We start from the raw sequence: 25993 nt of genomic DNA, 5'->3' as shown, positions 1-25993 counted from the left end.
GCGCGCAATCTGCACGCGCAGCGTATCGATCAGGATGTCGCGGGCGGAAATATCGGCGTGGGCAGCTGCCAATGCAGCTTCAAGCTCGGCGATCCGAGCGTCTTTATCAGGGGTGGAAAGGCCTGCGTCCGACACCACGATCATATAGTGCGTGTTTCGGAAAATCCCGGACAGTGGTTTCACTAAATCGCGGACAGGCATTTCAGTAAATACGGGACAGGGATTCCGCTAAATCCCGGACAGGGTTTGGGAGTCGCACACGATCGCACGCGGAACGCCGCCAACAAAGGCCAATGCCCGGCACTGCGCGTCGATCCAGTCCGGCAACTGCTGGCTCAAGCTGGCCATTGCGAAGGTAAAGGATGAAGCACCCAGCACCGCTACGAAGATCTGTGCCTGGGTGATGACGCCGGTCACAGGATCGATCAGCGGCACAGTCTGCCCAGCGTAATCGGTTTGCAGGACGGCGCCCGCCTCATGCCGATTGCGAAAGCTGACATGGGTCCGCCACTGGAACGACAGGAACCGATCGCAAAACCAGGTATAGCCATAGCCATTGGGATGGGCAGCCCGATATTCCTGCCACAGCAAAACCAGCGTCACGCCCTTGCGCTTGATCTCCCGCGCAACCACTGGCCAGTCCGGCTCGCCCAGATCCTGAGGAGGGCGGCCGACACGGCGGAACACCAGCCGTTCGATCGATGCGTCATCATCGTAGCCGGCCGGCAACGGCCAGCCTGTCAGCCCAGCCTCGCGCGCCCGCAGTAAATAGGTCGACACCGTCGTCTTGCTAAGCTTCAGCCGCTCTGACACGGCCCGTACCGACAAACCCTGATCGTAGGTCAGCCGGAGAATCGATCGCATGTCCTTCACGTCGGTTCGTCTCGCTTGCTTCCGCCTTGGCATCACCCCTCCCATCGCAACGATGAGGAGCAACAATGCCAGAGCGGCGCACCACAAAACCTAACCTTGATCCTGTCCCAAACCCTGTCCGGGATTTAGCGGAATCCCTGTCCCGTATTTACTGAAATGCCTGTCCGCGATTTAGTGAAACCACTGTCCGGGATTTTCCGAAACACGCAACTAATAGTTCGCCATGCAATCGCCTGCTTTTCCTTGGCGCTTTAGCGCATCTCGATGCGGCTAAGCATTAGATTAGCGGAAATCATGACTGCGGATATGTAGCAGTTCTTCCGTCTCTATCTTTGTGCGAAAGGAAGGGGAACTCAGCGTTCGTCCCCGTGGAATGTCCGGCTCGCGAGGATCGGGGCCGCCGCCATGCGTGGCACCATCGCCGCGACCGGGCGCAACGAAGAATTCCGACTGCCCGATCGAACGCAGCATATCATTATGATCGATGATCCGGTCGCAGATGATGTGGATGACCTCGCCTTCCTTCTGCAACCGACCGCGCATGGCGATCATCGACGCTGACATCACTTGCCGCCGGTAGATCTCAAACCGGTCTGGCCAGAGAATGCCCTGCGCGACACCGGTCTCGTCCTCGATCGTGACGAACAATACGCCCTTGGCCGAGCCTGGCCGCTGGCGCACAAGGATGACGCCCGCCACCTCGACATTGCGGCCATCGCGGATCGAGGGAAGATCGGCGCAACGCGCGATCTGCATGCTATCGAGCCGATCGCGCAGGAAGCTTAAAGGATGGGCGCGCAACGATAGTTGCACAGCCCGATAATCCTCGACCACCTCACGTCCCTGCGTCATGGGCCTGAGGCTCGTTTGGGGTTCCATGCCCTCGGGCGAGAAGGTCGCGTCACGCGCATCGGCAGCCTCGAAGAGCGGGAGGGGGGCATCGCCCAGACCCTTCACTTTCCACAGACCCTGTCGGCGGTCTTGGGCAATGCAGGCAAAGGCGTCAGCCTCAGCCAGCCGCTCGATAGCGGCGCGCGGCACGTGCGCGCGCCGCCAGACCTCCTCGACACTCTTATAAAGCGCTGGGCCGCGAGCGGCCGCGATCGCCGCACCGTGCAGGTTGGACAGGCCGCGGACCTGGCGAAAACCCAGGCGAACAGCCTTGTATCGACCTTGCGCAGGTTCCAGCGTGCAGTCCCAATGGCTGGCGTTGATCGAGACGGGCCTGACTTCCACGCCATGGTTGCGGGCATCGCGCACGATCTGGGCCGGTGCGTAAAAGCCCATCGGCTGGGCATTCAGGAGCGCGGCGCAGAAGACGTCCGGGTGATGATGCTTCATCCAGCAGGAGGCATAGGCGATCTTGGCGAAGGAGGCGGCGTGGCTCTCGGGGAAACCGTAGGAGCCAAACCCCTCGATCTGCTTGAAGGTGCGCTCGGCAAAGTCCTTTGGATAGCCGCGCTCGACCATGCCGTTCACCAGCTTGTCATAAAAATGGCTGACCCCGCCGGTCATCTTGAAGGTCGCCATGGCGCGGCGGAGCTGGTCGGCCTCGGCTGGCGTGAAGCCGGCGCCCACGATCGCGACCTTCATCGCCTGCTCCTGGAAGAGGGGAACGCCGAGCGTTTTCTTCAATACCGCCTCCAGTTCAGGCTTGGGATATTGCGGCTTCTCCTTTCCCTCACGGCGGCGCAGATAGGGGTGGACCATGTCGCCCTGAATGGGGCCGGGGCGCACGATCGCCACCTCAATGACGAGATCGTAAAATTCCTTCGGCTTGATCCTGGGCAGCATCGACATCTGCGCCCGGCTTTCGATCTGGAAGACGCCCAGCGTATCCGCCTTCTGGATCATGGCATAGACGGCCGGATCATCTTCCTGAAGATCGGACATGCCGACGCGGATACCCTTATGCTCTTCCAGCAGGTTGAAGGCACGGTTCATGCAACCGAGCATGCCGAGGCCAAGAACATCCACCTTCATGAACTTGAGGGTATCGATATCGTCCTTGTCCCATTCTATGATTTGCCGCTGATCCATGCGCGCTGGTTCGATCGGCACGAGGTCGTCGAGCCGATCCTGGGTCAAGACAAACCCGCCAGGGTGCTGGGAGAGGTGGCGCGGGGTGCCGATCAGCTGACGGGAAAGCTCAAGGGTGAGCTTAAGGCGATGATCGTCCGCGTTGAGATTGAGACTTTCGATCTGCTCCTGGGTAATGCCGTCCATGGACCAGCCCCACACCAGGCCCGTCAGCATCTTGGTGAGGTCGCGCGGCAGGCCTAGCGCCTTGCCGACCTCGGCAACCGCGCCACGGGTCCGGTAGCGAGTAACGACCGCGGTCAGAGCCGAACGAGTACGGCCATAGGTCTCATAGATCCACTGGATGATCTCCTCGCGCCGTTCATGTTCGAAATCGACATCGATGTCGGGCGGCTCCTTGCGCTCTCCGCTGACGAAGCGCTCGAAGAGCAGTTCATGGCGGATGGGATCGATAGAGGTGATGCCCAGCATATAGCAGACACAGCTGTTCGCGGCCGAGCCGCGCCCCTGGCAGAGAATACCGCGACGGCGGCTCTCGGCGACGATCGCGTTGACCGTCAGGAAATATGGGGCGTAGCCAAGCTGGTCGATGAGGCGGATTTCATGGTCGATCTGGCTGCGATAGGCACATGGGAGGCCATCAGGAAACAAGCGATGCGCCGCTGCATAGGTCAGATCGACCAGGGCTTCCTGGGCCGTTCGCCCGGCGATCACCTCCTCATAGGGATATTGATACTGGATTTCGCTGAGGTCGAACTGGCACATTTGCGCGATGTCAGCGCTCGCCTGGATCGCGTCGGGAAAAGCGGCGAAGCGCCGCTCCATTTCCTGCGGGCTCTGGAGGCAGCGATCCATAAAGCGCTGCCGTTTGAAACCAAGGGCGTCGATCGTGCTACGTTCGCGGATCGCGGTCATGACGTCCTGGAGCGGGCGGGCCTGAGCGTCATGATAGAGTATGTCGCCTGTGGCTACTGCCCGCACACCTGCAGCCCGTGCCAAGGCGGCCAGCGCATGCAGTCGCGCGGCATCTTCGGGGCGGCGTCGAAGCACAAGTGCGATGTGGGCGCGGGTGCCGAAGACTGCGCGCAGGTCCGCCAGATGCGCCGCCGTCGAGCCGTCCACCTGATCGGGCAGCAGGATCGCCACCATGCCCTCGGCATGGGCGTCGACATCGCTCCAGGCGAGGATGCAGCACCCCTTGCCGCCACGCGCCTTACCCAAAGTCAGGAGACGAGTGAGCCGGCTCCAGGCGGACCGGTTTGTCGGATAGAGCAGGAGTGTGCGGCCATCGCTGAGCGTCACCCGCGCGCCTGGCATCATCCGGACGCCAGTCGTCTTCTGCGCGTCCCAACCGCGCACGACCCCGGCCACACTGCCCCAATCGGCCAAGCCAAGAGCGCGATGTCCCAGAAGTGCGGCGGCCGCAAAAAGCTGTTCAGGCGATGAGGCGCCGCGCAGGAAGGAAAAATGACTTATGACCTGGAGCTCGACATAGCGGGACATCAGCCGAAGATCCCATGCATGAACCAGCTCAGATTTCCGGTCTGCTCGTCGACGCCGTCGCCTCGCCTGAACAACCAGAAGCGCGCCCCGCCTTGCGCCTCGACCCGGAAGTAGTCGCGTACCGCCCACATCTCGCGAGCACTCCTCCACCATTCGCCATGGATCCGTTCAGGACCATCGCCCGCCACGACACGATAATCCGTTCGACGCCAGGTAAAGCGCCGGGGCGGATGGTCGGGCAGGAGCGCCACGACGTTTGAAAGGAGTTCCGGGCGCCCCAGCATCCTCACCGGGCGCTGCCAGCGGGGCCAGCCAATGGGGGCCTCCAGGGGGCCAATCCGGCCGACCGCGCGTTCTGGCACATCGCTCTCGCGCGACGACAGGCGAAAGGGTGTGTCGGGCTCTATGCGGCCGGCAAGCTGGTCGATGACCGGCGCCAAATCGGCCGGCCGATCCTCAATGGCAAAGCTGGCATTGATCGCCTCGGCGCTGAGATCCTCAATGCGGGGCGCGACGAGCGACATCGCTTCGATCCCAAGGCCCGGATCGATCCGTTCCACCCGCATTGCGAACATGCGCTTGAGATGCCGGGCATCCCGGGTCGCGCGCGCCGTCCCGATTGCGACGCGCTGCTCGCTCCCGTCAACGATATCGCAGGCCAGGATGCCGGTTCGAAGACCCGCGCCACGAGCCAGCAGCTGGGCAGCTATATCGTCCACCAGATCGCTGATCACCTGATTGATCGCCTCGGCCGTGCCGATGGGTTCCAGCAGGCCGCGCGCGGCCCGCGGTGCTGTGAAAGGAACGACCGCGATGATCGGCTCGGGCCTGGCGCCGCGCGCCTGGTCGAGCCGTTCAACGGTCGCGAGCCCGAGGCGTCGCGCCAGCGGGCCGCGCGGTATGGGATAGAGATCGGCGATCCGCTCGATCCCGAAGCGTGCCGCCGAGACGAGCGCCTGGGGATCGAGGCGCAGCGCGGCGAGCGGCAAGGATGCAATGGCCTGTGTCTCTGCACCGGTCGGCAGCAGACTGATCGTCTCGCCGCCATATCGCGCGAGCGCATGGGCAGCGCCCGGCGTTCCGGCAACGCAGATGCTGGCGGTCATGCCCAGGCGCTGAAGGAAGCGCAGTAGCCGGCGACAGAAGCGTTCTTCGCCGCCAAACAGATGCGTGGTCCCGGTGAGATTGAGCCATAGCCCATCCTTGCCTGAGACGCTTGCCGTCGGTGTCCAGTGCGCGACGGCATGAAGCGCCAGCCGGTCGAGCCAGGCGCGGTCCGCGTCCGGCTGCGCATCATGCACGTCGAGATCGGTGACGAGCGCGCGCGCGTGGGCGGCTGCCATGCCGGGGCGCAGGCCGAGGTCCAGCGCAACGGGGCAGGCGGCCGTCACGATGTCACGCTGCCCGGTCCTGGCAATGATTATGGTGGGTCGGCCCCATAGATCTGCCCAACTGAGACTTGGCGGCGTGGCGCCGGCGTCGCCGCCATCGTCTGAACGCAATGTTCGGAACGGGTGCTCGGCATGTTCGCTGCGCCTGCCCATCTCGCGCATCGTCGGGCGCTGGTGGGCGGGAAGCGCGTCGATCTCGGACTGGCTCGGCCGGCTGCCAAGCGCGCCATCGCGGGCCCAACGCGCGCCCGGTCGCCAGCCGCCGCCGCGTGGGACAGAGCATGCGCCGGGATTATCGTCGACAGGTGCGGGCAGGTGTCGGGCGATGCTGACGGCGCCAGGCTCAGGCGGCCTGGATAGCCGCTCTGCCTGTCGCAATCGCTCGATCGGGAGCTGCGGCAGGTAGAGCGAGGCGACCCGTGTCATCGCATGCCTCCAGCTCGAGGGAAAAAGGATTGCCGTTTCGCTGGCGGACCAGCTCGACCAGCCAGCGCGCCCGGCCAACGCCGGGATAGGGAAGGGGTGCCGAGGGCGTACAGCCGATGCGCCAGCGGGTCATGGCCGACGAGAGGCTGCTCAACGGGCAGCGATCAAGCCGGCGATGACGCCGATAGAGAAGAACGGGCGTGCTCCCATCCGATGCTGCAAGCTGTAGACGACGGGTCGCGGTCTGGTCGGCTGCCTTCACCTCGGCGATCACGCAGGCGAAGCTGCCGTCGCGCAGCGCGTCCTCGGCCATTGCCAGGACGATGCTGTCTTTCATGCCCTGGGCGTAGAGGATGGCGGCCGGCTTAAGGCCGCTTTGCTCAAGGCCAGGCGCGTAGAGATCGAACTGGCTCGCCGTCCAGAATATGTCGGCCCCCCTGCGGCCCGCAAATCTGGCGGCGATGCCCGCGGCGAACAGGGTTGCGGCGGCGTCGTCGTTGAGAGTCGGGGAAGCAGCGGCCATTTCATGCAATCCAGCGCCGTCAAGTCCATGCCCCGCCAGACGATCGTCCAGTTCCGCTACCCCGAAGGCGAGTACCGGCCTGCGCGCCGGTCGCGCACGGTCAAGCTCTGCACGCAACGCGGCAAGATCTTCAGCGCGAGGCCGATAGGCGGGGGCAGGGGCAATGGGCATAGAAACGAGACGACTCAAATGTTCCCTATATGTTCCTCATATTTGCGATCGTGGTCAAGCATCGCTTGGACAAAAGAAGCGTAATGCTCTGTTCCGATCCGGGCCTGCATAGCGAAACTGTTACCTTTCAATTGGTTGTCGACACCCACTCCGATTTTTTGCGGACAACCAGGATATTGGCTATGCGGAGCGGCCCCGCAGCAGTGGCGTAACTCGCCGCTCTATCGCGACTTGAAGGACCAAGAACGCACCGGCCGGCCAATGAAACAATCCCGGGCAGGCGCGTTGACCTTTTGCGCTGAGCGAGCTGGAAATGCTGATGGCCCGGAAAACCTTCCAGGATTGGATAACGACCGGTCTGTCGCTGTGGCAACTGGCGCGGAGGCTAATGCCGTGATCATGCTGAGGATGACGCGGTTCGCGATGGGCGGACCATGCGCCCGGAAGGAGGCGCAGCGCATGGTAGCCACGAAGGTTCAATCGGATGCAGAGCCACCAATGCTTATGACGGCGGGCACGGTGGGTGCCTCACCGCTCAGCGGCGGGAGGAAGGCGACAAGCAATCATCAGCGTAAGATGAACGCCAACAGAAAACAGCTGAGCAGGGCCAAAGGGTGATGGTTCAATGCCGGAGCCAACTACAGTGATGTCGATCGGAACACTGGAACGGTCGGGTGGCTGCGCCTGTGGTGCTCTACGCTTCGTTGCGCACGGCAAGGCCTTGCGGGTCGGCCTGTGCCATTGTCTCGTCTGTCGAAAGGCACATGGAGCGCCCTATCTCGCTTTCGCCGTCTTTCCGCGCACTGCAGTCAGCCTGTCAGGGACTTACGCGCAGTGGGAGAGCAGCCCAGACTATCGCCGGCTCTATTGTCAGGTCTGCGGATCGCGCTTCGCCAATCTGACAGGGGCGGAAGTCGAGCTGCCGGTCGCTAGCTTCGAGGATGCATCGGGCCTCGTCCCGCAATATGAGAGCTGGACCATCAGACGGCTGCCTTGGATCGCGGCGCTTGCGGTTCCGCAATTTTCGCGCGATCGCGAGAGTTGAACTTCGGCGCGGAGGCAGGTGTGCTACAGAAAACGACGATCCTGACGATCGATACGGCAGGGCAGGGCTTGCACGAGGTGACCCGGCTGATCCGGCGCTGGGTAGAGGAAAGCGGCATAGTCGAGGGTCTGCTGACGATCTTCTGCCAGCACACATCGGCCTCGCTGCTCATCCAGGAAAATGCGGCGCCCGCGGCCCGCCGCGATCTCGAAGCCTATTTCGCGCGGATCGCGCCAGAGGACCCGGATCGATACGACCATGACGACGAGGGACCCGATGATATGCCAGCGCATTTGCGCGCGGCGCTCACCCAGGCGCAGCTTTCCATTCCCGTGATCGATGGCTCGCCGAGCCTTGGAACATGGCAGGGCATCTACTTGTTCGAGCATAGACGCGTGGGCCACGCCCGGCGGCTCGCCCTTCATCTCATGGGCGAGTGACGAGCGGATCGAACCGGAGACAGGATCATGGCCAATATAGGTGATGTTCGAAACAATGAGACCGAAGGACGCTATGAGCTTTTGGTCGACGGCCAATTGGCTATCGCGGCCTATGATCGGCGCGAGGGCGCACTGGTCTTTACCCATACCCAAGTGCCCACTGCGCTCGAGGGGCAGGGCGTGGGCAGCCGCCTCGTCAGAGCAGCACTGGCCGATGCACGTGCGCAGAATCTCAAGGTCGTTCCACTTTGTGAATTTGTCGCGGCCTATATCGAGCGTCATCCGCGGGAGCAGGATTTGCTGGCGATCGATGCGCCGGGCTGATCAGCCCTAAAGACCCAGCTTGTCGAGCGCCGATGCCAGTTCGGCCGTCGCCGAAGTGTCTTCATCGGCTATCAGTCGGTTCAGGATAGTCTGCAAGCGCTTTTGGGCGATCTGGATCGCCTTGTGCCGTATCTGACGGGCTGCATTGGTTCGCGAGGAGCGGCTCTCTCCCAGCAAGACTGCCCATTTGGTTTCCTCTGCCGCCAGCGCGGCCAAGGCGAGGCGAAGGCCATCGCGGCGGCCATGGTCATAGTCGTATCGCATCAAGGTCTTCCCGGCTGCGTGGGCACTTGCCGCTCATGGCGGCCATCGCGCGGAAGATCACGGCGCGCGGCGAAGCGTCAGGCGTGTTAGTTCGCAAGGGCGGCGCAGGCGTAGCGCGAAGCCTGGCCAGATACCGGTTCCGTTGTTGACGTAGAGCGTCATGCCATCGACATCATATAAGCCAGACACGAAACCGGCATTTCCGCGTGCGACCAACCAGGCGAGGCCCGGCATCATCCCGCCATGCGTGTGCCCTGACAGCTGGGCCGCGATGCCACGGGCTGCGGCACGATGCGCGCCGCCAGGCTGGTGATCGAGCAATATGATGGGCACGCCATCAGGGCCTCCGGCAAGAGCAGCGGCGAGGTCCGGCCTGGGCTGGCCGGTTGCCGGCGCGGACCTGTCTGTTACGCCGGCCAGCATCAGGCGCGCGCCACCTCTTTCCAGGATTGCATGGGCATTGCCGAGGATGCGCATCCCCATCTCCGAGAAATGCTGCATCCATTCGCGGAAGCCGAGGAAATATTCATGGTTGCCGGGGCTCATGTAGATCCCGTCCTTTGCCTCAAGTCTCGCTAGAGGCGCTACATCCGCACGACGCATCGCAAGGGAGCCGTCGATCACGTCGCCCGTCACGACGACGAGATCGACAGCCAGCGCATTGGCGCGGTCGACGACTTTCCCAGTCCATGAAGCGGGAAACAGACGGCTGATATGGAGGTCGGTGAGCTGAAGGATCGTGTAGCCCTCATATTGCGAAGGCAGGTCTCGAATAAGAAGGTCGACATCTTTGAGCGGCGGGACGCGCACGGCATTCAGCACACCGATAGCGCCCAGCAGACCGGAGGCGCCTGCCATCGCATAGCGAAGGGTTTCCGGCACAGCCGGGGCGTTGCCGGACGCCATCCAGACGCCGAGATACCCAGCGCTGAGCAGCAACTGCATCAGCGCGAGAAACAGGATGCTCCCACTCGCCCAATTGAAGAGAATGACGACGCTGCGCGGAAATTCAGGTGCGAATACCGATCCGGAGGACAGTTTGCTCCAGAACTGAAATTGCGAGGCCGCGAGCATGAGGGCTGCTACCAAGATCTTCGCCAGCAGCGGCAGAGCCATAGGCCACAGGAACTGGGTGATGACCAAAATGGCGGGCAGCGCGAAGATCAGGTGAAAGATGGGAGGGCTCCGGGCTGCAGATTGCGATTCGCAGATTGCGAGATGCCGGCCATAGGTGGGAACCGGGCGGGACAATGGCAATGGGATCACATTTTGCCGGCTTAACCGATCCGCTGTCGGGTGGCATCGTCGCGCTCCCCGTCAAACCAGCGTTCGATGGCTTCGTCGAAGAGGGGGAGGGACCTCGCGATCTCGAAGAGGGTGAGGGAGGATCGCAGCTTCATGGCATCAATCGAACCGAAAACCGCTATGGGATCATCTCCTTCCAGGCGCTGTAGTGCTTCGACACAGGTCAGATATCGCGCTCCAAGGACCGCATGGTCGAGATAGCAGCGGGCCTCGGCCAGCGACGCGATCCCGTAATGCCGGGCGATGGCGCTGTTCCCAAGGCCACGTAGCTGCGGGAAAATGAACCACATCCAGTGCGAGCGCTTGGCGCCGCCAGCGATCTCGGCAAGGGCGATTTCGTAAACGCCGGCCTGTGCCTCGAGAAATCGTACCAAGTCAGCGCTAGCCATCAGAGCAGCGCCGGCTGGGCCGGTGACGACCTGTAGACCTGGGTCACGGGCAGGCTGCCCTTGGGCATCCAGGCGAGCGTCTTCTCCGCAGGAACATCTGGGTCGAGCCAGTTGGCCCAACGGTCGCGCGGCAGCGGGATGATCTGGCGATGGTGATAGGTCGCGACATCGGGCCCCGCGTCCATAGTGAGCATGGTGAAGGCCTCGCCCTCGGGCGCCGCGCGCCAGATGCCCGCAATGCAGAACCAGCGATGATCCGCCATGGTGAAGAGCCATTTGTCGAGGCGCTTCTGCTTTGCGTCGGCAGGGTCTGTGAACTCATAGAAACCGTCGGCCAGGATCAGGCAGCGGTGGGAGGTGAATTGGCGCCCTTCGGATCGGAAATTATAGACGGGACGGCCCTTCTGCCCGGCCCAGCTCCAGCGGCGGCTGACAAGCTCTCCTGCTGCGCGTTCGCCTTCCACGCTGCGGACGATCGGGGCGGCATCGGTGATCTTGATGTCCTCGCGCGCCGCCACATTGGGCTTGCCCTCAGGCATTTTGATCTTGATCTTCAGGTCCTCGAAATCCTCGACGATCGAGGCGATATCGACGATCAGCCGGTAGTCATTGCACATAGGCCGTTCTCCTGATCGGCAGCCTTGCCGATGCCCAATGTTCGTTATATGTTCTTTTCATGGACTCGACACCTACTGCTTTTGATCCAGATGCCGGGCCTGGCAGCCGCCGTGCCATCATCCGACGCAATCCGGACAATTTTCAAGAGGTAGAGATGATCGAGGCTGCCTGGGGTTCCAATCCGCAGTTCAGCGACGGTGTAAGCTATCAGTTCGTGCGGTCCGAAGGACGCACATTCCCAAGCCATCGCTGTCTCGTCGCGGCATCGGAATTTCATATCCGCAACGGCGACCGGAAGTTTCGCGTGACGCTTGAGGACGGCAATTTCTTCTATCTCGCCGCCATCTGGGAACCTGCGATGGGCAAATGGCCGGTCAGCTATCGGATCGTGACGCTGGACGCTAACCCGCAGGTCATGCACTATCAGGAGCGCCAGGGCGCGATCATCCATCGGCGCCAGGTGATGCAGTGGCTGGACCTGACCGTGCCGGAGACGGACCTCCTCGTGACGCCGCCCGCCCATATCTTCACGATCGTGGAGATAGACCCCAAGCCGGTCCAGACGGCTTTGGCGCTCTGAGCTTCTCCATGGAAGCGATCGCTAAGATTGGAGGGCAGGCCGACCTGTTCGGAGAGCCACAACTGCCGGGCTTTGCGCAGGCCGAGCAGTTCCTGACCACGCGCGAAGAACAGATGCTCATCGCGCATATTGCGGGCGTCCCACTCACGCCCTTCCGGTTCCAGCAGTGGACCGGGCACAGGCTGACCTGCAGCTTTGGCTGGAGCTATGATTTCGAGAATGGCGCTTTCGCGCGCGCCGAGCCTATGCCTGAATGGCTGAACTCGTTGAGACTGCGCGCCGCTTACTTTGCCGGGCTCGACGCTTCCGAACTCGTCCAGGCGCTTGTGACCCGCTATGATCCTGGCGCCGGCATCGGCTGGCATAAAGATCGCCCCGTCTTCGAGCATGTCGTGGGCATTTCGCTGGGGCAGGCGGCTACCCTACGTCTGCGGCGCCGAACCCCGACAGGCTTTTCGCGGTTCAACGCTGCGCTTGCCTCTCGTTCGATATATCATCTGAGTGGCGAGGCGCGGCATGACTGGGAGCATGGCATTGCCGCCATGGACGCCACTCGCTGGTCGATCACCTTTCGATCCCTGTCAGCGAAGGCCAAACGGATGATCGAACAAGACGAAAAGAAGAGCTGATCCATGACGACTGCCGAGTTGCGCCTGCATTTCCGTCGCCTGCATGACAGCGGCTTCTTCATCGTTCCCAATGCCTGAGATGCGGGCAGCGCCGTTCGGGTGACGAAGCTCGGCTTTAAGGCCATTGCCTCGACGAGCGCGGGCGCGGCCTGGGCTACGGGCAGGGATGATGGCGATCTCAGCCTGGATAAGGTGCTTGGCCATCTGCCTCTGCAGGTCGCGGCCACCAATCTCCTCGTCAATGCCGACTTCGGAAATGGCTTTGCCGATGATCTTGAAGGCGTGGCGGCCAACGTCACACTTGCGCTCGATACCGACATTGCGGGTTTGGCGATCGAGGCCTGGTCAGGCTCGATCCTCTACGACACGGATCTGGCCGCGCCACTGAACCATTCTGCGCGGTAGCGCGAAAGAGCGGTGTTGTTCATGATGGGGGAACCGACCTGTGTTGCAGGCGATGACGCAGTGGAAAGCTGGCGGACCGTCGGGCGACCTACGTTGTCCGGCGGACCGGCGGCCGAAGTAGCCACCCGGATTTGCACCGGGTCCTTGCCAATAGGCCGGTCGCTGACGATAGAGCCGCCATGTTGCAACGGGCCTCGCCCGGGCTTGATCTGGCGTCGCTTGCATTGGTCTGTCCGTCTGACCTACCGCGTGGGCGCACGGAGCAGGGAGTTCGGATTGATGAAAGTCGTATGGCAGGGAGCCGGGGCGCCACGGTATCGGTGGTGGAACATGCAGGTCATGGGTGGAAGCTCTCATGCGGCAATGCCTGATCTCCAGGCCGTGCGCCCCTTTGTGCGATGCACGCAGCCATGAGCGGCGCTGCAAAGCGTTGCGCCGTCATTGTCGGCGCATCCGGCGGTATCGGTGGCGCGCTGGAGGCGACCTTGCTTGAGGAAGGCGCGTTCGAGCGGGTGCATGGCCTTGGCCGATCGCGGGCAGGGGCGCAGCATATCGATCTGCTGGACGAGGCGTCGATCGCGGCCGCCGCAGCCCATGTCGCGGCAGGACCGGCACCCACGCTCGTGATCGTCGCGACGGGACTGCTGCATGAGGGCGTCCATGGCCCTGAGAAAGCGCTGCGGGACCTCGATCCCGTGTGGCTGGCCAGAAGCTATGCCATAAACGCCATCGGTCCGGCGCTTGTGGCCAAGCATTTCCTGCCTTTGATGCCCAGGACCGGGCGCACCGTTTTTGCCGCGCTCTCGGCGCGCGTGGGCTCGATCAGCGACAATCGCCTGGGGGGCTGGCACGGCTATCGGGCGTCCAAGGCAGCGCTCAACATGCTGGTGCGCAATCTCGCCATCGAGGAGAAGCGGCGTAACGATCGCGCGATCGTGGTTGCCCTGCATCCCGGCACGGTGGACACCATGCTTTCCAGGCCGTTTCAAGCTAATGTCGCAGCCGGTCGGCTGTTCGATGCCGAACGAGCGGCCCTGCAGCTTCTCGATGTCATTGAGGGCCTCAAGGTCGCCGACAGCGGGAAGCTGCTGGACTATGAGGGACAGGAAATCCCGTTCTGAAGCAGGGCCGTATCTCGGGTCAGCGCGCCTTTGCGGGAGTCGTTGCAGCAGGCTCGAACAGCCAGTTCAGATAGGCAGCGATGCGTATGCCCGCCCGCTGGAGACGGCCATCGACTTGCGTGCGATGCTGATAGGCATAGTCCCAGGAAAGCGCGGGATCGGCGGGATAGATAGTCTTGCGCAGCGCGATGCTCTCGCGCAGCCAGACCTGCGGGTCGCTCTGCGACCACAGGATCGTCTGCTCTGGGGTAATGGACCGGGAAAGCCAGTCGGCGAGCTCCGAATAAGAGAGCGAGCGCTGCTCGATCATGGCTGAATCCCAGACTGAATGGAGGTTGGTGGCTCGGCCGAACCATGTGACCCTGACGTTGTTGCCGCCCCGATCATCGCCGCCGCCTGCGTGGAGCGGCTGATGCAGGTCGCCGATGATGTGGACGATGAAGCGCAGGGCAAGGCGCCTGTCCTCCACCGGTGCCTTGGGGTCGCGCAGCGTGGCGGTGAAGCGGGTAAGGGCGGTCATGGCATCGCCCTGCGGCGGAGCGTCCGAACCCTTGTAGACGTCGCCTTCCTTGACGGTGACATAATGCCAGGGGCTGGCAGTCTTCTGCCAGAAGTCGGCAGGGTCGGACTTCATGTCGTCGGGCCAGGTCGCGGCCTCGGCCAGATCGTCCTCGCCCAGAAGCAGCCGCACATTGGCGCGGGCAACCCCGCTCAGGTTCCGGTCGGCGATCGCACCGGTCACGCGATGGCCGATCGGTCCCCATGCTTGGGCGGGTGTGGCAAGGCCAAGGGTCATCGCTGCGGTGAGGCTGGTGAGAAGGAAGCGCATGGGGGTGCCATAGGGCGGGTCGGCGAGGTGATCCAGCGCGGGATGGCTTGGGACGCCAGTTTTGTGGGGAAAGGGCGGGTCTGAGGGGCTGGCGCGCTTGGAAGCCTTGCGGCGAGTGCCGGATGATCTGGTAGCTGAGAGAAGGCGGAGAAACATGCCATCGGATGCAGGGGGAGCCGACGGGGGCGGTTGATTGGAGGCTATCTTAGGCGATGGGGTTTGGGCTGGCCCTCATATTTTGGCCGGGTGTGGGACAAAGCAGTCAGGTCGCTTGCAAAAAAGAAATCGGCTGAACCTGACAATCCAAATATGGCTTTGCGGGCGCCCGCGATCACACCTCGCCGGACAGTCACGAGAGCGTTCAACTCGAAATTTCGACGCATTGCCAGTGCCAAAGGCTGCCAGCTGTCATGTGAGGTTCAAGCTGGAACTCTAACTGTTGATAGACGCTTGCATGACATGGCCATCACTCCCCGCCAGAAGGGCGCGACAACTGCAAGGCGGCAACATGCGCCCGCCCGGGCAAAATTTCTAGATCGGATTGAGCCCTTCTTTGGAGGTAAGGACGTCATTGGCGGACCGCTGCTACTGGCAACGATCGCGGCGCTCCTGTTCACGAACAGCCCCTTGCGCGAAAGCTATGAACGGTTCTGGGATACGCAGCTCCACTTTGGGTTTGGCCGTCAGCTAATCAGTCATAGCCTTGCGGAATGGATCGACCACGCACTGCTCCCGCTGTTCTTCATCATCATAGGCGCAGATGTGAAACGCGAGCTGGTGCGCGGTGCTTTGTCGGAACTGCGCACCGCTATTTTCCCGATGGCAGGCGCCATCGGCGGCATGCTGGTTCCGGTTTTCTTGTTCTGGCTGATCGCGCGAGACAGTGAGGCTATGACGGGCTGGGGCACCGTCATCACCATGGACACCGCCTTTGGCCTGGCGCTGATCGGCCTGTTTGCCACGCGCTTGCCAGATGGCGTACGCGCGCTCTTTCTTGCATTTGCAGCGATCGACGACATTGGGGGGCTGTTGGTCATCGCTGCGGCCTATAGCGACGCGATCTATATCGATGGCCTGTTGATTGCGGCCATTGGCTTTGCCGCTATCTATCTCTTGCGCCACCTGCGCTGGGGGGCGAGCATCCCCTATGTGCTGCTCGCTATCATCCTGTGGGTCGGCATATTGCGATCGGGCATTCATACCACGATAGCAGGGGTGCTCCTTGGCTTTCTTGTGCCGGTCTATCCCAGGCTTGGCCGCAATGATTTTGCTGACAATGTTCAGGACGAGATTGATGAATTTCAGCAGGCGCACCGCCATGCTTTAGGGGAAGGGGAGGGGGCCGACGCCAGACGCTCGGAAAAGAAGGCGCAGGAGCGCCTGGGATATCTAGACGAGATGACCAGCGCCACGCATGCAACAGGAGAACGGGTCATAATGCTCCTTTCGCCCTGGATCAGTTATGTCGTGTTGCCGCTCTTCGCCCTCTCCAACGTCCGGGTACATATCAGTCCCGATCTCATTGCAGATAGCTTTCACTCGACGCTTGCACCCGCCATCCTGATAGGGCTGTGCCTGGGCAAACCGGTGGGTTTCCTCAGCTTCAGCTGGATCGCAACCCGGCTGGGCCTTGCGCGCCTTCCCGACAATGTCCGCTGGCCGATGATCGCGGCGATAGGATCGCTAGCGGGTATCGGCTTTACGATTTCGCTCTTCATATCCGGACTGGCGTTCAGCGACGGCGGGCTTCAGGAGATAGCATCGCTCGCAATCATCGTCGCTTCGGCCCTTGCAGGCCTGACCGGTTATGCAGCGCTTCGGGTTGCGGCGCGCCTATCGGTCTGACTTCGGCGGCCACCTCGCGCATGGGTGACTGGCCTCGCCTCAGGGCAATTGTCGCCATGCCGACGTCGTCGCCTCCTGGAGTTTCCCGGCCCAGTGAGCTTGGCCATCATGATCGCTGATGAGATCCTGTCTGATCTCAATCTCTGCATAGCGCAGGTTCCGGGGAAAAGCGTGCAAAGGTGCCGTGTAGTCGGTGGCGTCCATGCGATAGGGCGCGTTGTCGCCCACGCATATCGCTTTGTCGCCCTGTAATTGCGCAAGCATTGCGATGGCGAAATCCGTGCGTCCAAGCCAGTGCAGAACACCTACATGCCAAGGCCGGATAAAACCGCCCAGCTTCGGGGTGAAGCTGTGTAGCGAAAGCAGGATAGTCTCAGTACCCGCCGCCTGCCTGGCGTCGAGCATGGCCGATATGGCCGCATGATAGGGCGTGTGGATCGCCGCTATCCTGGCTTGCCTGGCTGCGTCGTCCAGTGCGCCATTACCTATGATGTATGTGCCGTCGGATTGGATGGCTATGGCGTCCTCATGCCCAGGATCGCGATTGCAGTCGATCACGAGGCGCGAATAGGTCTGATGGATGAAAGGCGCGTCAAGCAGGTGCGCCAATGCCCTGCCAACCCCCCGCGTGCCGATATCGACAGCGATATGTCGCGCCCGGTCTGCGGCGGTTAGGCCCAGACCGCCCAGCGACTCAGGAACGCGTGATCCTGCATGGTCTGCGATCAACAGGAACGGCGAACGGCCTTCCGCGTTATCGATAGTGAACGGCGCCGGATCGTTCGGTTTCAACAACGTCGTCGCCTCTCGGGCCATCGGGATATTCCTTTCATGCCGTTGCTGACGATCCATCACGTCACGACCTATCGCTATCAGCAGCCCGTGTCGCTCGGCGAGCATCGCATCATGATGCGCCCGCGCGAAGCCTTCGACCAGCGATTGCTATCCGCCCGGCTCGACATCGATCCGCGGCCCAGTGAACTGCGCTGGCTGCACGATGTCTTCGGAAACTCCGTAGCCATCGCCTTGTTCAAGAAGCGCGCGTCGAATCTGGTCGTCACCAGCGAAGTGACGCTGGAACATGCGCCGTTGGCGCAGCAGCAGGTCGATGTCGAACCCTATGCTCGCCTCTTCCCTTTCACTTACTCGTCGGAAGATATGCCCGACCTGCTGCGCTCGATCGAGCGTCAACATCTGGACCCTGAGCGGGTGGTCGACAACTGGGCGCGGGCCTTCGTCAGCAATGACGGCAATACCAGCACGATCGATCTCCTGACCCGGATCGCAACCGGCATCCAGCGTGACTTCACCTATGTCCCTCGGCATGAGAAAGGCACTCAGACTCCGATCGAGACCCTGCGCAAGCGGCAGGGCACATGTCGCGACTTCGCGGTGCTTATGATCGAGGCGGTGCGGGCGCTGGGCTTTGCTGCGCGCTTCGTGTCTGGCTATGTCTACAACCCTTCTCGCCGCGAAGGGGTGGTAGGCGGCGGCAACACCCATGCCTGGGTGCGCATCTTCCTGCCCGGATCGGGCTGGGTCGAATTTGATCCGACCAACGGCATTATTGGTAATCGTGGCCTCATACGCGTAGCGATCTCGCGCGATCCCTATCAGGCACTGCCGTTGTCGGGCACCTGGTTCGGCCTGCCGGCAAGCTTTCTGGGCATGGACATATCGGTCGACGTCCATCGCGCCGATCCTGCCCAGTTTCCCACCACCGGCCATGGCGCCATTAACAGCCGGATCGTCGGCGCTTCAGGAAAGACCTCTTCATGCTGATCCGCTGCGGTTATGATATCGAATTCTCCACCGACAAAAAGGTCGCGATGATGGCGATGCTGAGCCTACATCCGTCACGCCATCAGGATTTGGGAACGCCCCAGCGGCTCATCGCCAGCCCTGACATCCCGCTTTATCATTTCGAAGATGGCTTCGGGAATGTCGCGACCCGGCTAACGCTTCCGCCCGGCAACGTCACCCTGTCCTGCGACTTCGTGATCGAAGACAGTGGCGCGCCGGACCGGCGCGCGCCGAATGGCCCGCAAATGCCGGTCGAGGAATTGCCCGATACGGTGATGCCCTTCCTGCTGGGCAGCCGCTATTGCGAGACCGACCGGCTGATGGGCGTCGCCTGGGCCAATTTCGGTCATCTCGCCGCGGCGCGCGACCGGGTCGATGCGATCGTCGACTTCGTCCACAATCATATCGAGTTTGGCTATCATCATGCCCGGCCGGACAAGACCGCCTGGAACGGCTATCAGGAACGGCAGGGCGTGTGCCGCGACTTTGCCCATCTCGCCATCACCCTGTGCCGCTGTATGAACATTCCGGCGCGCTATTGCACTGGCTATCTGGGCGACATCGGCGTGCCGCCGGTGGACGCGCCGATGGACTTCAGCGCCTGGTTCGACGTCTATATCGACGGCGACTGGTACACCCATGACGCCCGCCACAACCGCCCCCGGATCGGCCGCATCCTGATGGCGCGGGGCCGCGACGCCACCGATGTCGCCTTGACGACCGCCTTTGGCCCGGCAAATCTGGTGCGGTTCCAGGTCCATACCGATGAGGTTTACTTTCTTGACTGATCCGATTGCCAACCCGCTGCTGCAACCCTGGACCGGCCCGCTCGGCGCGCCGCTCTTCGCGCAGGTGCGGGACGAGGATTTCCTGCCGGCGCTGACGACCGCGATCGGCTGGCATGAGGCGGAGATTGCCGCGATCGCCGGGCAGGAAGCACCGGCGACCTTCGATAACAGTATCGCCGCTCTGGAGCGGTCAGGCGAGGCGCTGGCGCGGGTGCGGCGGCTGTTCTGGACGCTGTCCTCGGCGCAGGGCACGCCGGGCATCCGCACGATCGAGGCGGAAATATCGGCGCGGCTGAGCGCCCATTCAGTTGCGATCAGTCATAATGACGCGCTCGTCGCGCGCATCTTCGCGGTCCATGCCGCCCGGCGGGAGAGCGGCCTGATACCTGAGCAGATCCGGCTGGTGGAAAGCAGTCATGCCGGCTTTCTGCGCGGCGGCGCAGCGCTTGCCCCCGCCGACAAGGAACGCTTCGCCGCCATCGACGCGCGGCTGTCGGCCCTGTCGGTGCAGTTTGGGCAGAATGTGCTGGCGGCGACGGCGGCCTGGGTGCTGGATCTGGGGCCGGAGGATCTCACGGGACTGCCGCCCGCCATGTGTGAGGCGGCCGCCGGGCGCGCAGCGGCCAAGGGGCAGGCGGGCCGCTACCATGTCACGCTCGACCGCACCGATTTTGAGGGTTTTTTGACCTTCTCGCAGCGGCGCGACTTGCGCGAAACGCTGTGGCGCGCCTTCACCGATCGCTGTGACGGCGGCACGTATGACAATTGGCCGATCATCGCCGAAACGCTGGCGCTGCGGCGGGAGAGGGCGGTGCTGTTGGGCTATGTCGACCATGCCCATTATGCGCTGGAAGACAGCATGGCGCATGATCCGGAGGCGGCCACCGATCTGATGCGTCAACTCTGGGAGCCGGGCAAGCGCAGGGCGGCGGAGGAAGCGGCGGAGCTTCAGGCGCTCATCGATGCGGAGAGTGGGGGCTTTGCCCTCGCGCCCTGGGACTGGCGCTTCTATGCCGAGCAGGTGCGGCGCGCCCGCTATGCGCTGGACGGCGCGGCGGTGGCGGCGCATTTGCGGCTCGACGCGGTGCGGCAGGCGGCGTTCGACACCGCCGCGCGCCTCTATGGCCTCAGCTTCACCCGGCGGGCCGACATTGCCGGCTATCATCCCGATGTCTGGGCCTGGGAAGTTACGGACAGGGATGGCGGCGCGGTGGGCCTGCTCTACACCGATTATCTGGCGCGGCCGGATAAGCATGGCGGTGCCTGGATGGGCAGCCTGCGGGTGCAGGAAGCGATGGATGGCGACGTTCGCCCGGTCGTATATCTCGTCGCCAATTTCGCCGCCGCGCCGCCGCCCGATCGCGGCGCGACCCGCCTGTCGATCGATGAGGCGCGCACCCTGTTCCACGAATTTGGCCATGCGCTGCATGGCCTGCTCTCCCGCGTCACCTATCCCAGCCAGTCTGGCACAGCAGTCGCGCGCGACTTCGTCGAGTTTCCCAGCAAGTTCATGGAAAACTGGATCGTCAGCCGGGAAGTGCTGGCGGGCTTCGGCGTGCCCGACGATCTGATCGTCGCGATCCGCCAGGCCGAGGCTTATGGCCAGGGTTTCGCCACGGTCGAACTGATCGGCTGCTCGCTGGTCGATCTCGCCGTCCATCAGCAAACAGCGGCGGAGACGGACCCGCGCGCCTTTGTCGCGGCGGAACTCGACCGGCTGGGGATGCCGCCTGAAGTCGGCATGCGCCATCACTTTCCCTACTTCACCCATATTTTCGACGGCGGCTATTCCGCCGCTTATTACAGCTATGCCTGGTCCGAAGCGCTGGACGCCGATGCGTTCGAGGCGTTCATCGAGACGGGCGACATTTTCGACCCGCAACTCGCCGCGCGTTTCCGCGACGAAATACTGTCCGCTGGCGACAGTCGCGATCCTATGGAGTCGTTCCGCGCCTTCTTGGGCCGTGCGCCCGACGCACAGGCGCTGATGCGCGCGCGGCACTTGGTGGGAGCTTGATCGGCCGACGTTGAGACTTTCGCGAACGTCGGCTTTAGGATTAGGAATTGAGGAAGGCTGACATTCATCCTGCTTCTACCGACACGACGCAGCAGCAGCAACGTGCTTCTTTCCGGTCATTTAGCGCGAGCAACATCGATTCTTGAGCTTCCGTCAGATCAACCTAATCCGGACAGCCCGCTCTCTCGACTTTCTGATTCTCGGAAGCGGAAAGCTAGATGAAGGATGTGCCAATCATGTCGATCATGCGTTTGTTTTTTTGCTAGGGAATTGACCTGCGCAGCCTCGAAATACAGCTTGGCCAGCAGCGGAATTGCGATAGAAGTGCCGTCCGTGGTGGCGCTCGACATCACAACCGCAATCATCGAAGGCGTGGCTAACTGATATTGACATGATGTTTCGATACGAAGATCTTGGAGACGACCAGTTCGAGGCGCTCATCGTGCTGCTTTGTCGCCAGTTGCTCGGCGTGGGGGTGAAGGGCTTTGCAAAAGGCCCTGATGGCGGTCGTGATGCGAAGTTCGTCGGCACCGCGCAGCTCATGCCGAGTACCGCTGCCCCCTGGGTCGGTACGGTGATTGTCCAGGCGAAGCACACCAACGGCTACAACAAGAGTTTCTCCGAGACGGAATTCTACAGTACCAAATCCGACAAAAGCGTAATCGGCGAAGAGGTGCTGCGGGTCAAAAAGCTGCGCGCTGCCAACCAGCTCGATCACTACATGCTGTTCGCAAACCGAAGGCTCGCGGGCAATGCCGAGCAGACGATCACCACCTTCATCGCTGGAGCGACCGGCCTGCCTGAAGGCTCGATCTATCTGTGCGGCATCGAGCAGCTCGAATCCTGGTTGAAGCAATTTCCCGAAGTCGCAAGAGTTGCCAGGCTCGACCCTATCGATTCTCCGCTGATCGTTTCGCCCGACGAACTGGCCGAGGTCGTCGAAGCCTTCGCGGCGCACAACGCGCTTATCACCGAGACGATCGATCAGCCGCCGGAGGCGCGCACGTCTTATGAGGTGAAGAACACCGTCAATCAGATGACGCCGGAGTATGCAAAGCTCCAGCGCAAGTTGTATCTGAAGGACACCGCACAAATCCGAGCGTTTCTCGCCGCGCCTGAGAACCAGCACATTCTGCGAGCCTACGAGACGGCGGTTGAGGAATTCGAGCTTAAGATCATCGCAAAACGCAAGGATTACCAGAACTTCGACGCAGTCATGAATTATCTGGTCGATCTGTTGTTCAACCGCGATCCGCTGCTGCGTCAGCACAAGCGACTGACGCGCGCGGTCCTCTTCTATATGTACTGGAACTGCGACATCGGTCTTGGGGCGGACGATGCTGCGGCCTAGCAAACATGCTCATCCCGACCGTACCGTCGTGAACGTTGCCCTGCTTCTGCTAAAAAGGCTGAAGGCTAAGCGGCTGGCGGATTACAGTTCGCTGCTTGCCTATGCGCGCAAGGCCGTGCCGGGCGGCGATGTGCTATTCCTGCCCTCGCTCAATTTCCTGTTCCTACTGGGCTTGATCATCTACCATACCAAAACGGATTCCTTCGAGTATGTTGGCCTGAATGAAGCCGTCTAAGCTCTATACCGATCGGCCGGACCTCTTTGCCGCAGTGGAATTCGCGCCCGAGTTGAACGTCGTCATGGCGCAGATTCGGCTGCCCGAAAACCAGGACCGAGATACCCATAATCTGGGCAAGACGACGCTCGGCCGGTTGCTCGACTTCGGGTTCCTGGCCGGCAAAGACCCCAGGTTCTTCCTGTTCCGGCATGAGGACCGGTTTGCAGAGTTCGTGTTCTTCCTTGAGATTGAGCTGCTTGATGGAACCTACGTCACGGTGCGCCGCGGCGTCGCCGAGCACAGCCGGATTGCGTTTAAGAAGCATTTTGCGCGCCATCAGGATTTCTCCGCGCTCGCAGATCGTGAATGGGATCATGTGGATGTGCCGTTCGATCGGGCGAAGGATATGCTGGACAGCTATCTGGACTGGCGCGCGCTCAAGCCCTGGCATTACCGCAAGGGGCTTGGCTATTTTCTGCGATCGCAGGAGGATTTCGGAGACGTCTTCCACCTGCGGCGTTTCGCCAACTCGCATGCCGACTGGAAGCCCTTCCTCGCCCACATCCTGGGGTTTGACGCGGAGCTTATTGCCGAGCTCTATGACAAGGAAGCGGCGCTCACGGAAATGGAGACCAAATCCGTCAACATCCGGCAGGAGCTTGGTGGCGGTGACATCGAGGACGCCGGCAAGATTGACGGCATTCTCCTTTTGAAAACGCGGGAGATCGAGAAGAAGCAGGCACTCCTCGACGGCTTCGACTTTCGCAGCGAAGACAAGTCGGAAACCAAAATTCTGGTCGACAAGGTGGATGAGCGGATCGCGGTGCTGAACGCTCGCCGCTACTCGCTTATGGCCAATCGGAAGAAGATCGTCGCCTCGCTCCAAGACGATCAGATCCTCTTCAACCCCGACGAGGCCGCTGAACTGTTCAAAGAGGCCGGCGTGCTCTTTGGAGGTCAAATCAAGCGCGACTTCCAACAGCTGATCAATTTCAACAAGGCGATCACGGAAGAGCGGCAGGGCTACCTGATCGAGGAACGCGCCGACATCGACGTCGAACTGAAGGCGGTCAACGGCGAGCTCAATACTCTGGGAAAGCGACGGGCGGAAATGCTCGCCTTCCTGAGCGAAACGGACAGCTTTGCGAAATACCGTCGGTTCACCAGCGAACTGGTGACATTGCGTGCCGACGTCCAGTCGCTCCAGCGGCAGCGCGACTTCGTCCATCGCCTGCAGCAGCTGCGCACCAATATCCGAGCGCTGCAGGAGGACAAAATCCACCTGCAAAGCGCGATCGAGGCCGACGTCGAAATGAAGAGCGGCAGCCCCGATAGCCTCTTCTCCACGATCAGGCTCTACTTCAACGAAATCGTCGAAGAGGTGATCGATAGCAAGGCGTTACTCAATGTCTCAGTCAACAAGCTGGGGCACTTGGAGTTCAAGGCCGAACTGCTCGACGATGCTGGCAACGCCACCAGCGCCGATCGTGGGCACAGCTACCGAAAGCTGCTTTGCGTCGCGTTCGATCTCGCACTCATCCGCGCGCATCTGGGCGACGCATTTCCGCGCTTTGCTTACCACGACGGCGTGCTGGAATCGCTGGATGATCGTAAGAAGGAGGTCCTGATCTCTGTCCTGCGACGCTATACCGGCATGGGAATCCAGTCGATCGTCACCCTGATTGATTCTGATTTGCCCAAGCGAGCAGCCGAGCAGCCATTTTTCGAGAAGGACGAAATCGTGCTGCTTTTGCATGACGAGGATGAGAGTGGCCGACTATTCAAGATGCCATCCTGGTAGGTTTCCCCGATCGGTTTTGCCATTTCTTTGCATCGAAGGGCCGGACGGGTAGCTCGGGCCTCGTCCGTGCCAACGGTTTCGAGCGCGCGAGGGATATGTGTGCCCTGTGCGTCGAGCCCGGCTCGGTCACGCGCCGCCGCTGATGTGCGTGTTTTGGGGGGCAGCTCATGCTTATTCCGCCCTGCACCAGACAGGGGGTCTGCCCTTGGAGCAAAAGGCGCAACCAATCCCAATTCGTAAGCGGGGCCTGAGGGCCGCCTTGCGCGGTGCCCATTCGCCGGGATGATTGCCGCTCTTTTAGCGAGGTGGCGGGTGTCGGACGAGATCGAGGATTCAGCAAGCGAACGGGCGAGTAGTCATATGAGTAATCGTATGAGTAGTCGGATCGAGGTCGTTAGCCGGGTGTCGGGTCGGCGGCGGTGGACGGTAGAGCAGAAGCTATTCGTGCTGCGGGATGCATTCGGCCCGGACGGCTGCGTGCGTACGGCCTGTGAACGCCATGATGTCGGCAGCGGCTCGATCTACACTTGGCGGCGCCAGGCGATGTCCGGTGAGCTTGCCGGGGTTCGCAAGTTGGCCGAGCCGGCATTTGCGGAGGTGCAGATCAGCGAGCAGCCAGCCTTGCCTGCCCCGACAGTTGCAGCGAGCAGCGGCGGCGTGATTGGCATCGAACTGCCGTCTGGTATCAGGGTGAGCGTGGATGCCACGGTCGATGCCGATGCCCTGTCACGGGTGATCGGTATCCTGACGCGATGATCCCGCTGCCGCCATCGACGCGGATCTTCCTGGCCTGCGGTGCGACCGACATGCGTAAGGGTTTCGACGGCCTGGCGGTGATGACGCAGCAGGTTCTGGAGCAGAGCCCCCATTCCGGTGCGCTGTTCGCTTTCCGGGGCAAGCGCGGCGATCTGGTGAAGCTGCTTTGGTACGACGGCCAGGGCATGTGTCTGTTTTCCAAGCGGATGGACCGGGGGCGCTTCGTGTGGCCGTCGACCAAGACGGGATCGGTGGTGATGACGGCGGCGCAGCTTTCGATGCTCTTGGAAGGCATCGACTGGCGGCGACCTGAACGCACTTTCACTCCTTCATTGGCGGGGTAAAACGCCCATTTTCTGGTGCTTTTATTAGCGTTTCGACCATCGATCTGCTATATGATCGTGGTGTCGGACGCAGGCCTTTCCACCCCTGATAAAGACGCTCGGATCGCCGAGCTTGAAGCTGCATTGGCAGCTGCCCACGCCGATATTTCCGCCCGCGACATCCTGATCGATACGCTGCGCGTGCAGATTGCGCGC

General features: G+C 62.1%; 25 protein-coding genes, 2 pseudogenes and 1 other annotated feature. Of the genes and pseudogenes, 16 read left to right on the top strand and 11 right to left on the bottom strand.

Annotated elements, in window-relative coordinates; genetic code table 11:
• Positions 1-249 precede the first annotated feature (249 nt).
• From F4U95_RS23135 to F4U95_RS23120, 4 genes and pseudogenes are all read right to left on the bottom strand, one after another.
• Positions 250-906, bottom strand: a pseudogene (locus F4U95_RS23135) (IS21 family transposase); the annotation flags it as partial.
• A 249-nt stretch (positions 907-1155) separates the two neighbouring features.
• On the bottom strand, positions 1156-4416 hold the full coding sequence (locus tag F4U95_RS23130) for an error-prone DNA polymerase (protein WP_120253391.1): 3261 nt from the start codon (positions 4414-4416) through the stop codon (positions 1156-1158).
• Complete coding sequence (locus tag F4U95_RS23125) at positions 4416-5969, bottom strand: DNA polymerase Y family protein (protein WP_246171693.1); 1554 nt, start codon at positions 5967-5969, stop codon at positions 4416-4418. Before F4U95_RS23125 ends, F4U95_RS23130 begins: the two co-directional genes overlap by 1 nt.
• Positions 5970-6150: 181 nt before the next feature.
• On the bottom strand, positions 6151-6927 hold the full coding sequence (locus F4U95_RS23120) for an ImuA family protein (RefSeq protein WP_120253389.1): 777 nt from the start codon (positions 6925-6927) through the stop codon (positions 6151-6153).
• A 646-nt stretch (positions 6928-7573) separates the two neighbouring features.
• On the opposite strand from F4U95_RS23120, the gene F4U95_RS23115 reads away from it, so the two are divergent.
• Genes F4U95_RS23115 through F4U95_RS23105 form a run of 3 tightly spaced genes read left to right on the top strand, consistent with a single transcriptional unit; the run spans position 7574 to position 8736 of the window.
• Positions 7574-7972, top strand: coding sequence for a GFA family protein (locus F4U95_RS23115; protein WP_120253386.1), 399 nt, complete (start codon positions 7574-7576; stop codon positions 7970-7972).
• Between the two features lie 20 nt (positions 7973-7992).
• Positions 7993-8412, top strand: coding sequence for a secondary thiamine-phosphate synthase enzyme YjbQ (locus F4U95_RS23110; RefSeq protein WP_120253616.1), 420 nt, complete (start codon positions 7993-7995; stop codon positions 8410-8412).
• 27 nt (positions 8413-8439) lie between these two features.
• Positions 8440-8736 carry a GNAT family N-acetyltransferase gene (locus F4U95_RS23105; RefSeq protein WP_172598887.1) on the top strand — a complete coding sequence of 99 codons (297 nt, stop codon included), beginning with the start codon at positions 8440-8442 and terminating at the stop codon, positions 8734-8736.
• A gap of 6 nt (positions 8737-8742) precedes the next feature.
• Here F4U95_RS23105 and F4U95_RS23100 read toward each other — a convergent pair whose 3' ends face one another.
• The 4 genes from F4U95_RS23100 to F4U95_RS23085 all read right to left on the bottom strand — a co-directional run bounded on the left by F4U95_RS23100 (position 8743) and on the right by F4U95_RS23085 (position 11311).
• The gene (locus F4U95_RS23100) at positions 8743-9000 is read right to left on the bottom strand and encodes a hypothetical protein (protein WP_150426894.1); all 258 of its coding nucleotides are present in this window, start codon (positions 8998-9000) and stop codon (positions 8743-8745) included.
• A 57-nt stretch (positions 9001-9057) separates the two neighbouring features.
• On the bottom strand, positions 9058-10116 hold the full coding sequence (locus F4U95_RS23095; RefSeq protein ID WP_197716511.1) for a metallophosphoesterase: 1059 nt from the start codon (positions 10114-10116) through the stop codon (positions 9058-9060).
• A gap of 161 nt (positions 10117-10277) precedes the next feature.
• Positions 10278-10694 (bottom strand): DUF1810 domain-containing protein, encoded by a 417-nt coding sequence (locus F4U95_RS23090; protein WP_120253385.1) that lies wholly within the window; start codon positions 10692-10694, stop codon positions 10278-10280.
• A complete protein-coding gene (locus tag F4U95_RS23085; RefSeq protein WP_120253384.1) occupies positions 10694-11311 on the bottom strand; it encodes an SOS response-associated peptidase in 618 nt (205 codons plus the stop codon). Before F4U95_RS23085 ends, F4U95_RS23090 begins: the two co-directional genes overlap by 1 nt.
• 155 nt (positions 11312-11466) lie before the next feature.
• On the opposite strand from F4U95_RS23085, the gene F4U95_RS23080 reads away from it, so the two are divergent.
• The 4 genes and pseudogenes from F4U95_RS23080 to F4U95_RS23065 all read left to right on the top strand — a co-directional run bounded on the left by F4U95_RS23080 (position 11467) and on the right by F4U95_RS23065 (position 14047).
• Positions 11467-11892, top strand: coding sequence for an SOS response-associated peptidase family protein (locus F4U95_RS23080; protein ID WP_120253383.1), 426 nt, complete (start codon positions 11467-11469; stop codon positions 11890-11892).
• Positions 11893-11900: 8 nt separating this feature from the next.
• Complete coding sequence (locus F4U95_RS23075) at positions 11901-12521, top strand: alpha-ketoglutarate-dependent dioxygenase AlkB (protein WP_120253382.1); 621 nt, start codon at positions 11901-11903, stop codon at positions 12519-12521.
• A gap of 90 nt (positions 12522-12611) precedes the next feature.
• A pseudogene (locus F4U95_RS23070) lies at positions 12612-12926 on the top strand (isocitrate lyase/phosphoenolpyruvate mutase family protein); the annotation flags it as partial.
• A gap of 91 nt (positions 12927-13017) precedes the next feature.
• Positions 13018-13073 (bottom strand) — a sequence feature (sul1 is cis-regulatory element that is thought to sense ions involved in sulfur or methionine metabolism; They are found in Alphaproteobacteria).
• 263 nt (positions 13074-13336) lie between these two features.
• Entirely contained in the window at positions 13337-14047 is a 711-nt protein-coding gene (locus F4U95_RS23065; RefSeq protein ID WP_120253381.1) for an SDR family NAD(P)-dependent oxidoreductase, read from the top strand.
• A 19-nt stretch (positions 14048-14066) separates the two neighbouring features.
• Here the strand turns inward: F4U95_RS23065 and F4U95_RS23060 are convergent, their stop codons facing one another.
• On the bottom strand, positions 14067-14876 hold the full coding sequence (locus tag F4U95_RS23060) for a S1/P1 nuclease (protein ID WP_120253380.1): 810 nt from the start codon (positions 14874-14876) through the stop codon (positions 14067-14069).
• Between the two features lie 459 nt (positions 14877-15335).
• Between F4U95_RS23060 and nhaA the strand changes: the two genes are divergently transcribed.
• On the top strand, positions 15336-16721 hold the full coding sequence (nhaA, locus tag F4U95_RS23055; protein WP_120253379.1) for a Na+/H+ antiporter NhaA: 1386 nt from the start codon (positions 15336-15338) through the stop codon (positions 16719-16721).
• 39 nt (positions 16722-16760) lie between these two features.
• On the opposite strand, the gene F4U95_RS23050 is transcribed toward nhaA, so the two are convergent.
• Positions 16761-17537: an N-formylglutamate amidohydrolase gene (locus F4U95_RS23050; RefSeq protein WP_120253378.1), complete on the bottom strand. Its 777-nt coding sequence runs from the start codon at positions 17535-17537 to the stop codon at positions 16761-16763.
• Positions 17538-17552: 15 nt separating this feature from the next.
• Here F4U95_RS23050 and F4U95_RS23045 point away from each other — a divergent pair, with 15 nt between their 5' ends.
• From F4U95_RS23045 to F4U95_RS23035, 3 genes are read left to right on the top strand one after another with little or no spacing between them, the layout of a single operon-like run.
• On the top strand, positions 17553-18503 hold the full coding sequence (locus tag F4U95_RS23045) for a transglutaminase family protein (RefSeq protein ID WP_120253377.1): 951 nt from the start codon (positions 17553-17555) through the stop codon (positions 18501-18503).
• On the top strand, positions 18497-19312 hold the full coding sequence (locus F4U95_RS23040; RefSeq protein WP_120253376.1) for a transglutaminase-like domain-containing protein: 816 nt from the start codon (positions 18497-18499) through the stop codon (positions 19310-19312). Before F4U95_RS23045 ends, F4U95_RS23040 begins: the two co-directional genes overlap by 7 nt.
• The gene (locus F4U95_RS23035) at positions 19290-21329 is read left to right on the top strand and encodes a M3 family metallopeptidase (RefSeq protein WP_425505089.1); all 2040 of its coding nucleotides are present in this window, start codon (positions 19290-19292) and stop codon (positions 21327-21329) included. Before F4U95_RS23040 ends, F4U95_RS23035 begins: the two co-directional genes overlap by 23 nt.
• A 158-nt stretch (positions 21330-21487) precedes the next feature.
• Here F4U95_RS23035 and F4U95_RS23030 read toward each other — a convergent pair whose 3' ends face one another.
• On the bottom strand, positions 21488-21679 hold the full coding sequence (locus F4U95_RS23030) for a hypothetical protein (RefSeq protein WP_145986317.1): 192 nt from the start codon (positions 21677-21679) through the stop codon (positions 21488-21490).
• A gap of 41 nt (positions 21680-21720) precedes the next feature.
• Between F4U95_RS23030 and F4U95_RS23025 the strand changes: the two genes are divergently transcribed.
• From F4U95_RS23025 to tnpB, 5 genes are all read left to right on the top strand, one after another.
• Positions 21721-22680, top strand: a complete 960-nt coding sequence (locus F4U95_RS23025; protein WP_120253374.1) for an ABC-three component system protein — start codon at positions 21721-21723, stop codon at positions 22678-22680.
• Positions 22667-22915, top strand: a complete 249-nt coding sequence (locus tag F4U95_RS23020; RefSeq protein ID WP_120253373.1) for an ABC-three component system middle component 8 — start codon at positions 22667-22669, stop codon at positions 22913-22915. Before F4U95_RS23025 ends, F4U95_RS23020 begins: the two co-directional genes overlap by 14 nt.
• On the top strand, positions 22902-24698 hold the full coding sequence (locus F4U95_RS23015) for a DUF2326 domain-containing protein (protein ID WP_120253372.1): 1797 nt from the start codon (positions 22902-22904) through the stop codon (positions 24696-24698). The genes F4U95_RS23020 and F4U95_RS23015 overlap by 14 nt, the downstream gene beginning before the upstream one ends.
• Before the next feature lie 312 nt (positions 24699-25010).
• Positions 25011-25454, top strand: coding sequence for an IS66-like element accessory protein TnpA (tnpA, locus tag F4U95_RS23010; RefSeq protein ID WP_246171692.1), 444 nt, complete (start codon positions 25011-25013; stop codon positions 25452-25454).
• Positions 25451-25798, top strand: a complete 348-nt coding sequence (gene tnpB / locus F4U95_RS23005) for an IS66 family insertion sequence element accessory protein TnpB (protein WP_006957496.1) — start codon at positions 25451-25453, stop codon at positions 25796-25798. The genes tnpA and tnpB overlap by 4 nt, the downstream gene beginning before the upstream one ends.
• Positions 25799-25993 lie beyond the last annotated feature (195 nt).

It is taken from the genome of Sphingobium limneticum (assembly GCF_008710165.1).
Taxonomy (GTDB): domain Bacteria; phylum Pseudomonadota; class Alphaproteobacteria; order Sphingomonadales; family Sphingomonadaceae; genus Sphingobium; species Sphingobium limneticum.
The sequence above is the reverse complement of the archived record's forward strand: the minus strand, read 5'-3'. Positions and strand labels throughout refer to the sequence as shown.

Excerpts from the sequence above, each read along its gene's own strand:
- F4U95_RS23130 (WP_120253391.1), bottom strand. The coding sequence starts at position 4,416 with ATGTCCCGCTATGTCGAGCTCCAGGTCATAAGTCATTTTTCCTTCCTG.
- F4U95_RS23125 (WP_246171693.1), bottom strand. The coding sequence starts at position 5,969 with ATGCGCGAGATGGGCAGGCGCAGCGAACATGCCGAGCACCCGTTCCGA.
- F4U95_RS23120 (WP_120253389.1), bottom strand. The coding sequence starts at position 6,927 with ATGCCCATTGCCCCTGCCCCCGCCTATCGGCCTCGCGCTGAAGATCTT.
- F4U95_RS23115 (WP_120253386.1), top strand. The coding sequence starts at position 7,574 with ATGTCGATCGGAACACTGGAACGGTCGGGTGGCTGCGCCTGTGGTGCT.
- F4U95_RS23105 (WP_172598887.1), top strand. The coding sequence starts at position 8,440 with ATGGCCAATATAGGTGATGTTCGAAACAATGAGACCGAAGGACGCTAT.
- F4U95_RS23100 (WP_150426894.1), bottom strand. The coding sequence starts at position 9,000 with ATGCGATACGACTATGACCATGGCCGCCGCGATGGCCTTCGCCTCGCC.
- F4U95_RS23095 (WP_197716511.1), bottom strand. The coding sequence starts at position 10,116 with ATGGCTCTGCCGCTGCTGGCGAAGATCTTGGTAGCAGCCCTCATGCTC.
- F4U95_RS23090 (WP_120253385.1), bottom strand. The coding sequence starts at position 10,694 with ATGGCTAGCGCTGACTTGGTACGATTTCTCGAGGCACAGGCCGGCGTT.
- F4U95_RS23085 (WP_120253384.1), bottom strand. The coding sequence starts at position 11,311 with ATGTGCAATGACTACCGGCTGATCGTCGATATCGCCTCGATCGTCGAG.
- F4U95_RS23080 (WP_120253383.1), top strand. The coding sequence starts at position 11,467 with ATGATCGAGGCTGCCTGGGGTTCCAATCCGCAGTTCAGCGACGGTGTA.
- F4U95_RS23075 (WP_120253382.1), top strand. The coding sequence starts at position 11,901 with ATGGAAGCGATCGCTAAGATTGGAGGGCAGGCCGACCTGTTCGGAGAG.
- F4U95_RS23065 (WP_120253381.1), top strand. The coding sequence starts at position 13,337 with ATGAGCGGCGCTGCAAAGCGTTGCGCCGTCATTGTCGGCGCATCCGGC.
- F4U95_RS23060 (WP_120253380.1), bottom strand. The coding sequence starts at position 14,876 with ATGCGCTTCCTTCTCACCAGCCTCACCGCAGCGATGACCCTTGGCCTT.
- nhaA (WP_120253379.1), top strand. The coding sequence starts at position 15,336 with ATGGCCATCACTCCCCGCCAGAAGGGCGCGACAACTGCAAGGCGGCAA.
- F4U95_RS23050 (WP_120253378.1), bottom strand. The coding sequence starts at position 17,537 with ATGGCCCGAGAGGCGACGACGTTGTTGAAACCGAACGATCCGGCGCCG.
- F4U95_RS23045 (WP_120253377.1), top strand. The coding sequence starts at position 17,553 with ATGCCGTTGCTGACGATCCATCACGTCACGACCTATCGCTATCAGCAG.
- F4U95_RS23040 (WP_120253376.1), top strand. The coding sequence starts at position 18,497 with ATGCTGATCCGCTGCGGTTATGATATCGAATTCTCCACCGACAAAAAG.
- F4U95_RS23035 (WP_425505089.1), top strand. The coding sequence starts at position 19,290 with ATGAGGTTTACTTTCTTGACTGATCCGATTGCCAACCCGCTGCTGCAA.
- F4U95_RS23030 (WP_145986317.1), bottom strand. The coding sequence starts at position 21,679 with ATGTCGAGCGCCACCACGGACGGCACTTCTATCGCAATTCCGCTGCTG.
- F4U95_RS23025 (WP_120253374.1), top strand. The coding sequence starts at position 21,721 with ATGATGTTTCGATACGAAGATCTTGGAGACGACCAGTTCGAGGCGCTC.
- F4U95_RS23020 (WP_120253373.1), top strand. The coding sequence starts at position 22,667 with ATGCTGCGGCCTAGCAAACATGCTCATCCCGACCGTACCGTCGTGAAC.
- F4U95_RS23015 (WP_120253372.1), top strand. The coding sequence starts at position 22,902 with ATGAAGCCGTCTAAGCTCTATACCGATCGGCCGGACCTCTTTGCCGCA.
- tnpB (WP_006957496.1), top strand. The coding sequence starts at position 25,451 with ATGATCCCGCTGCCGCCATCGACGCGGATCTTCCTGGCCTGCGGTGCG.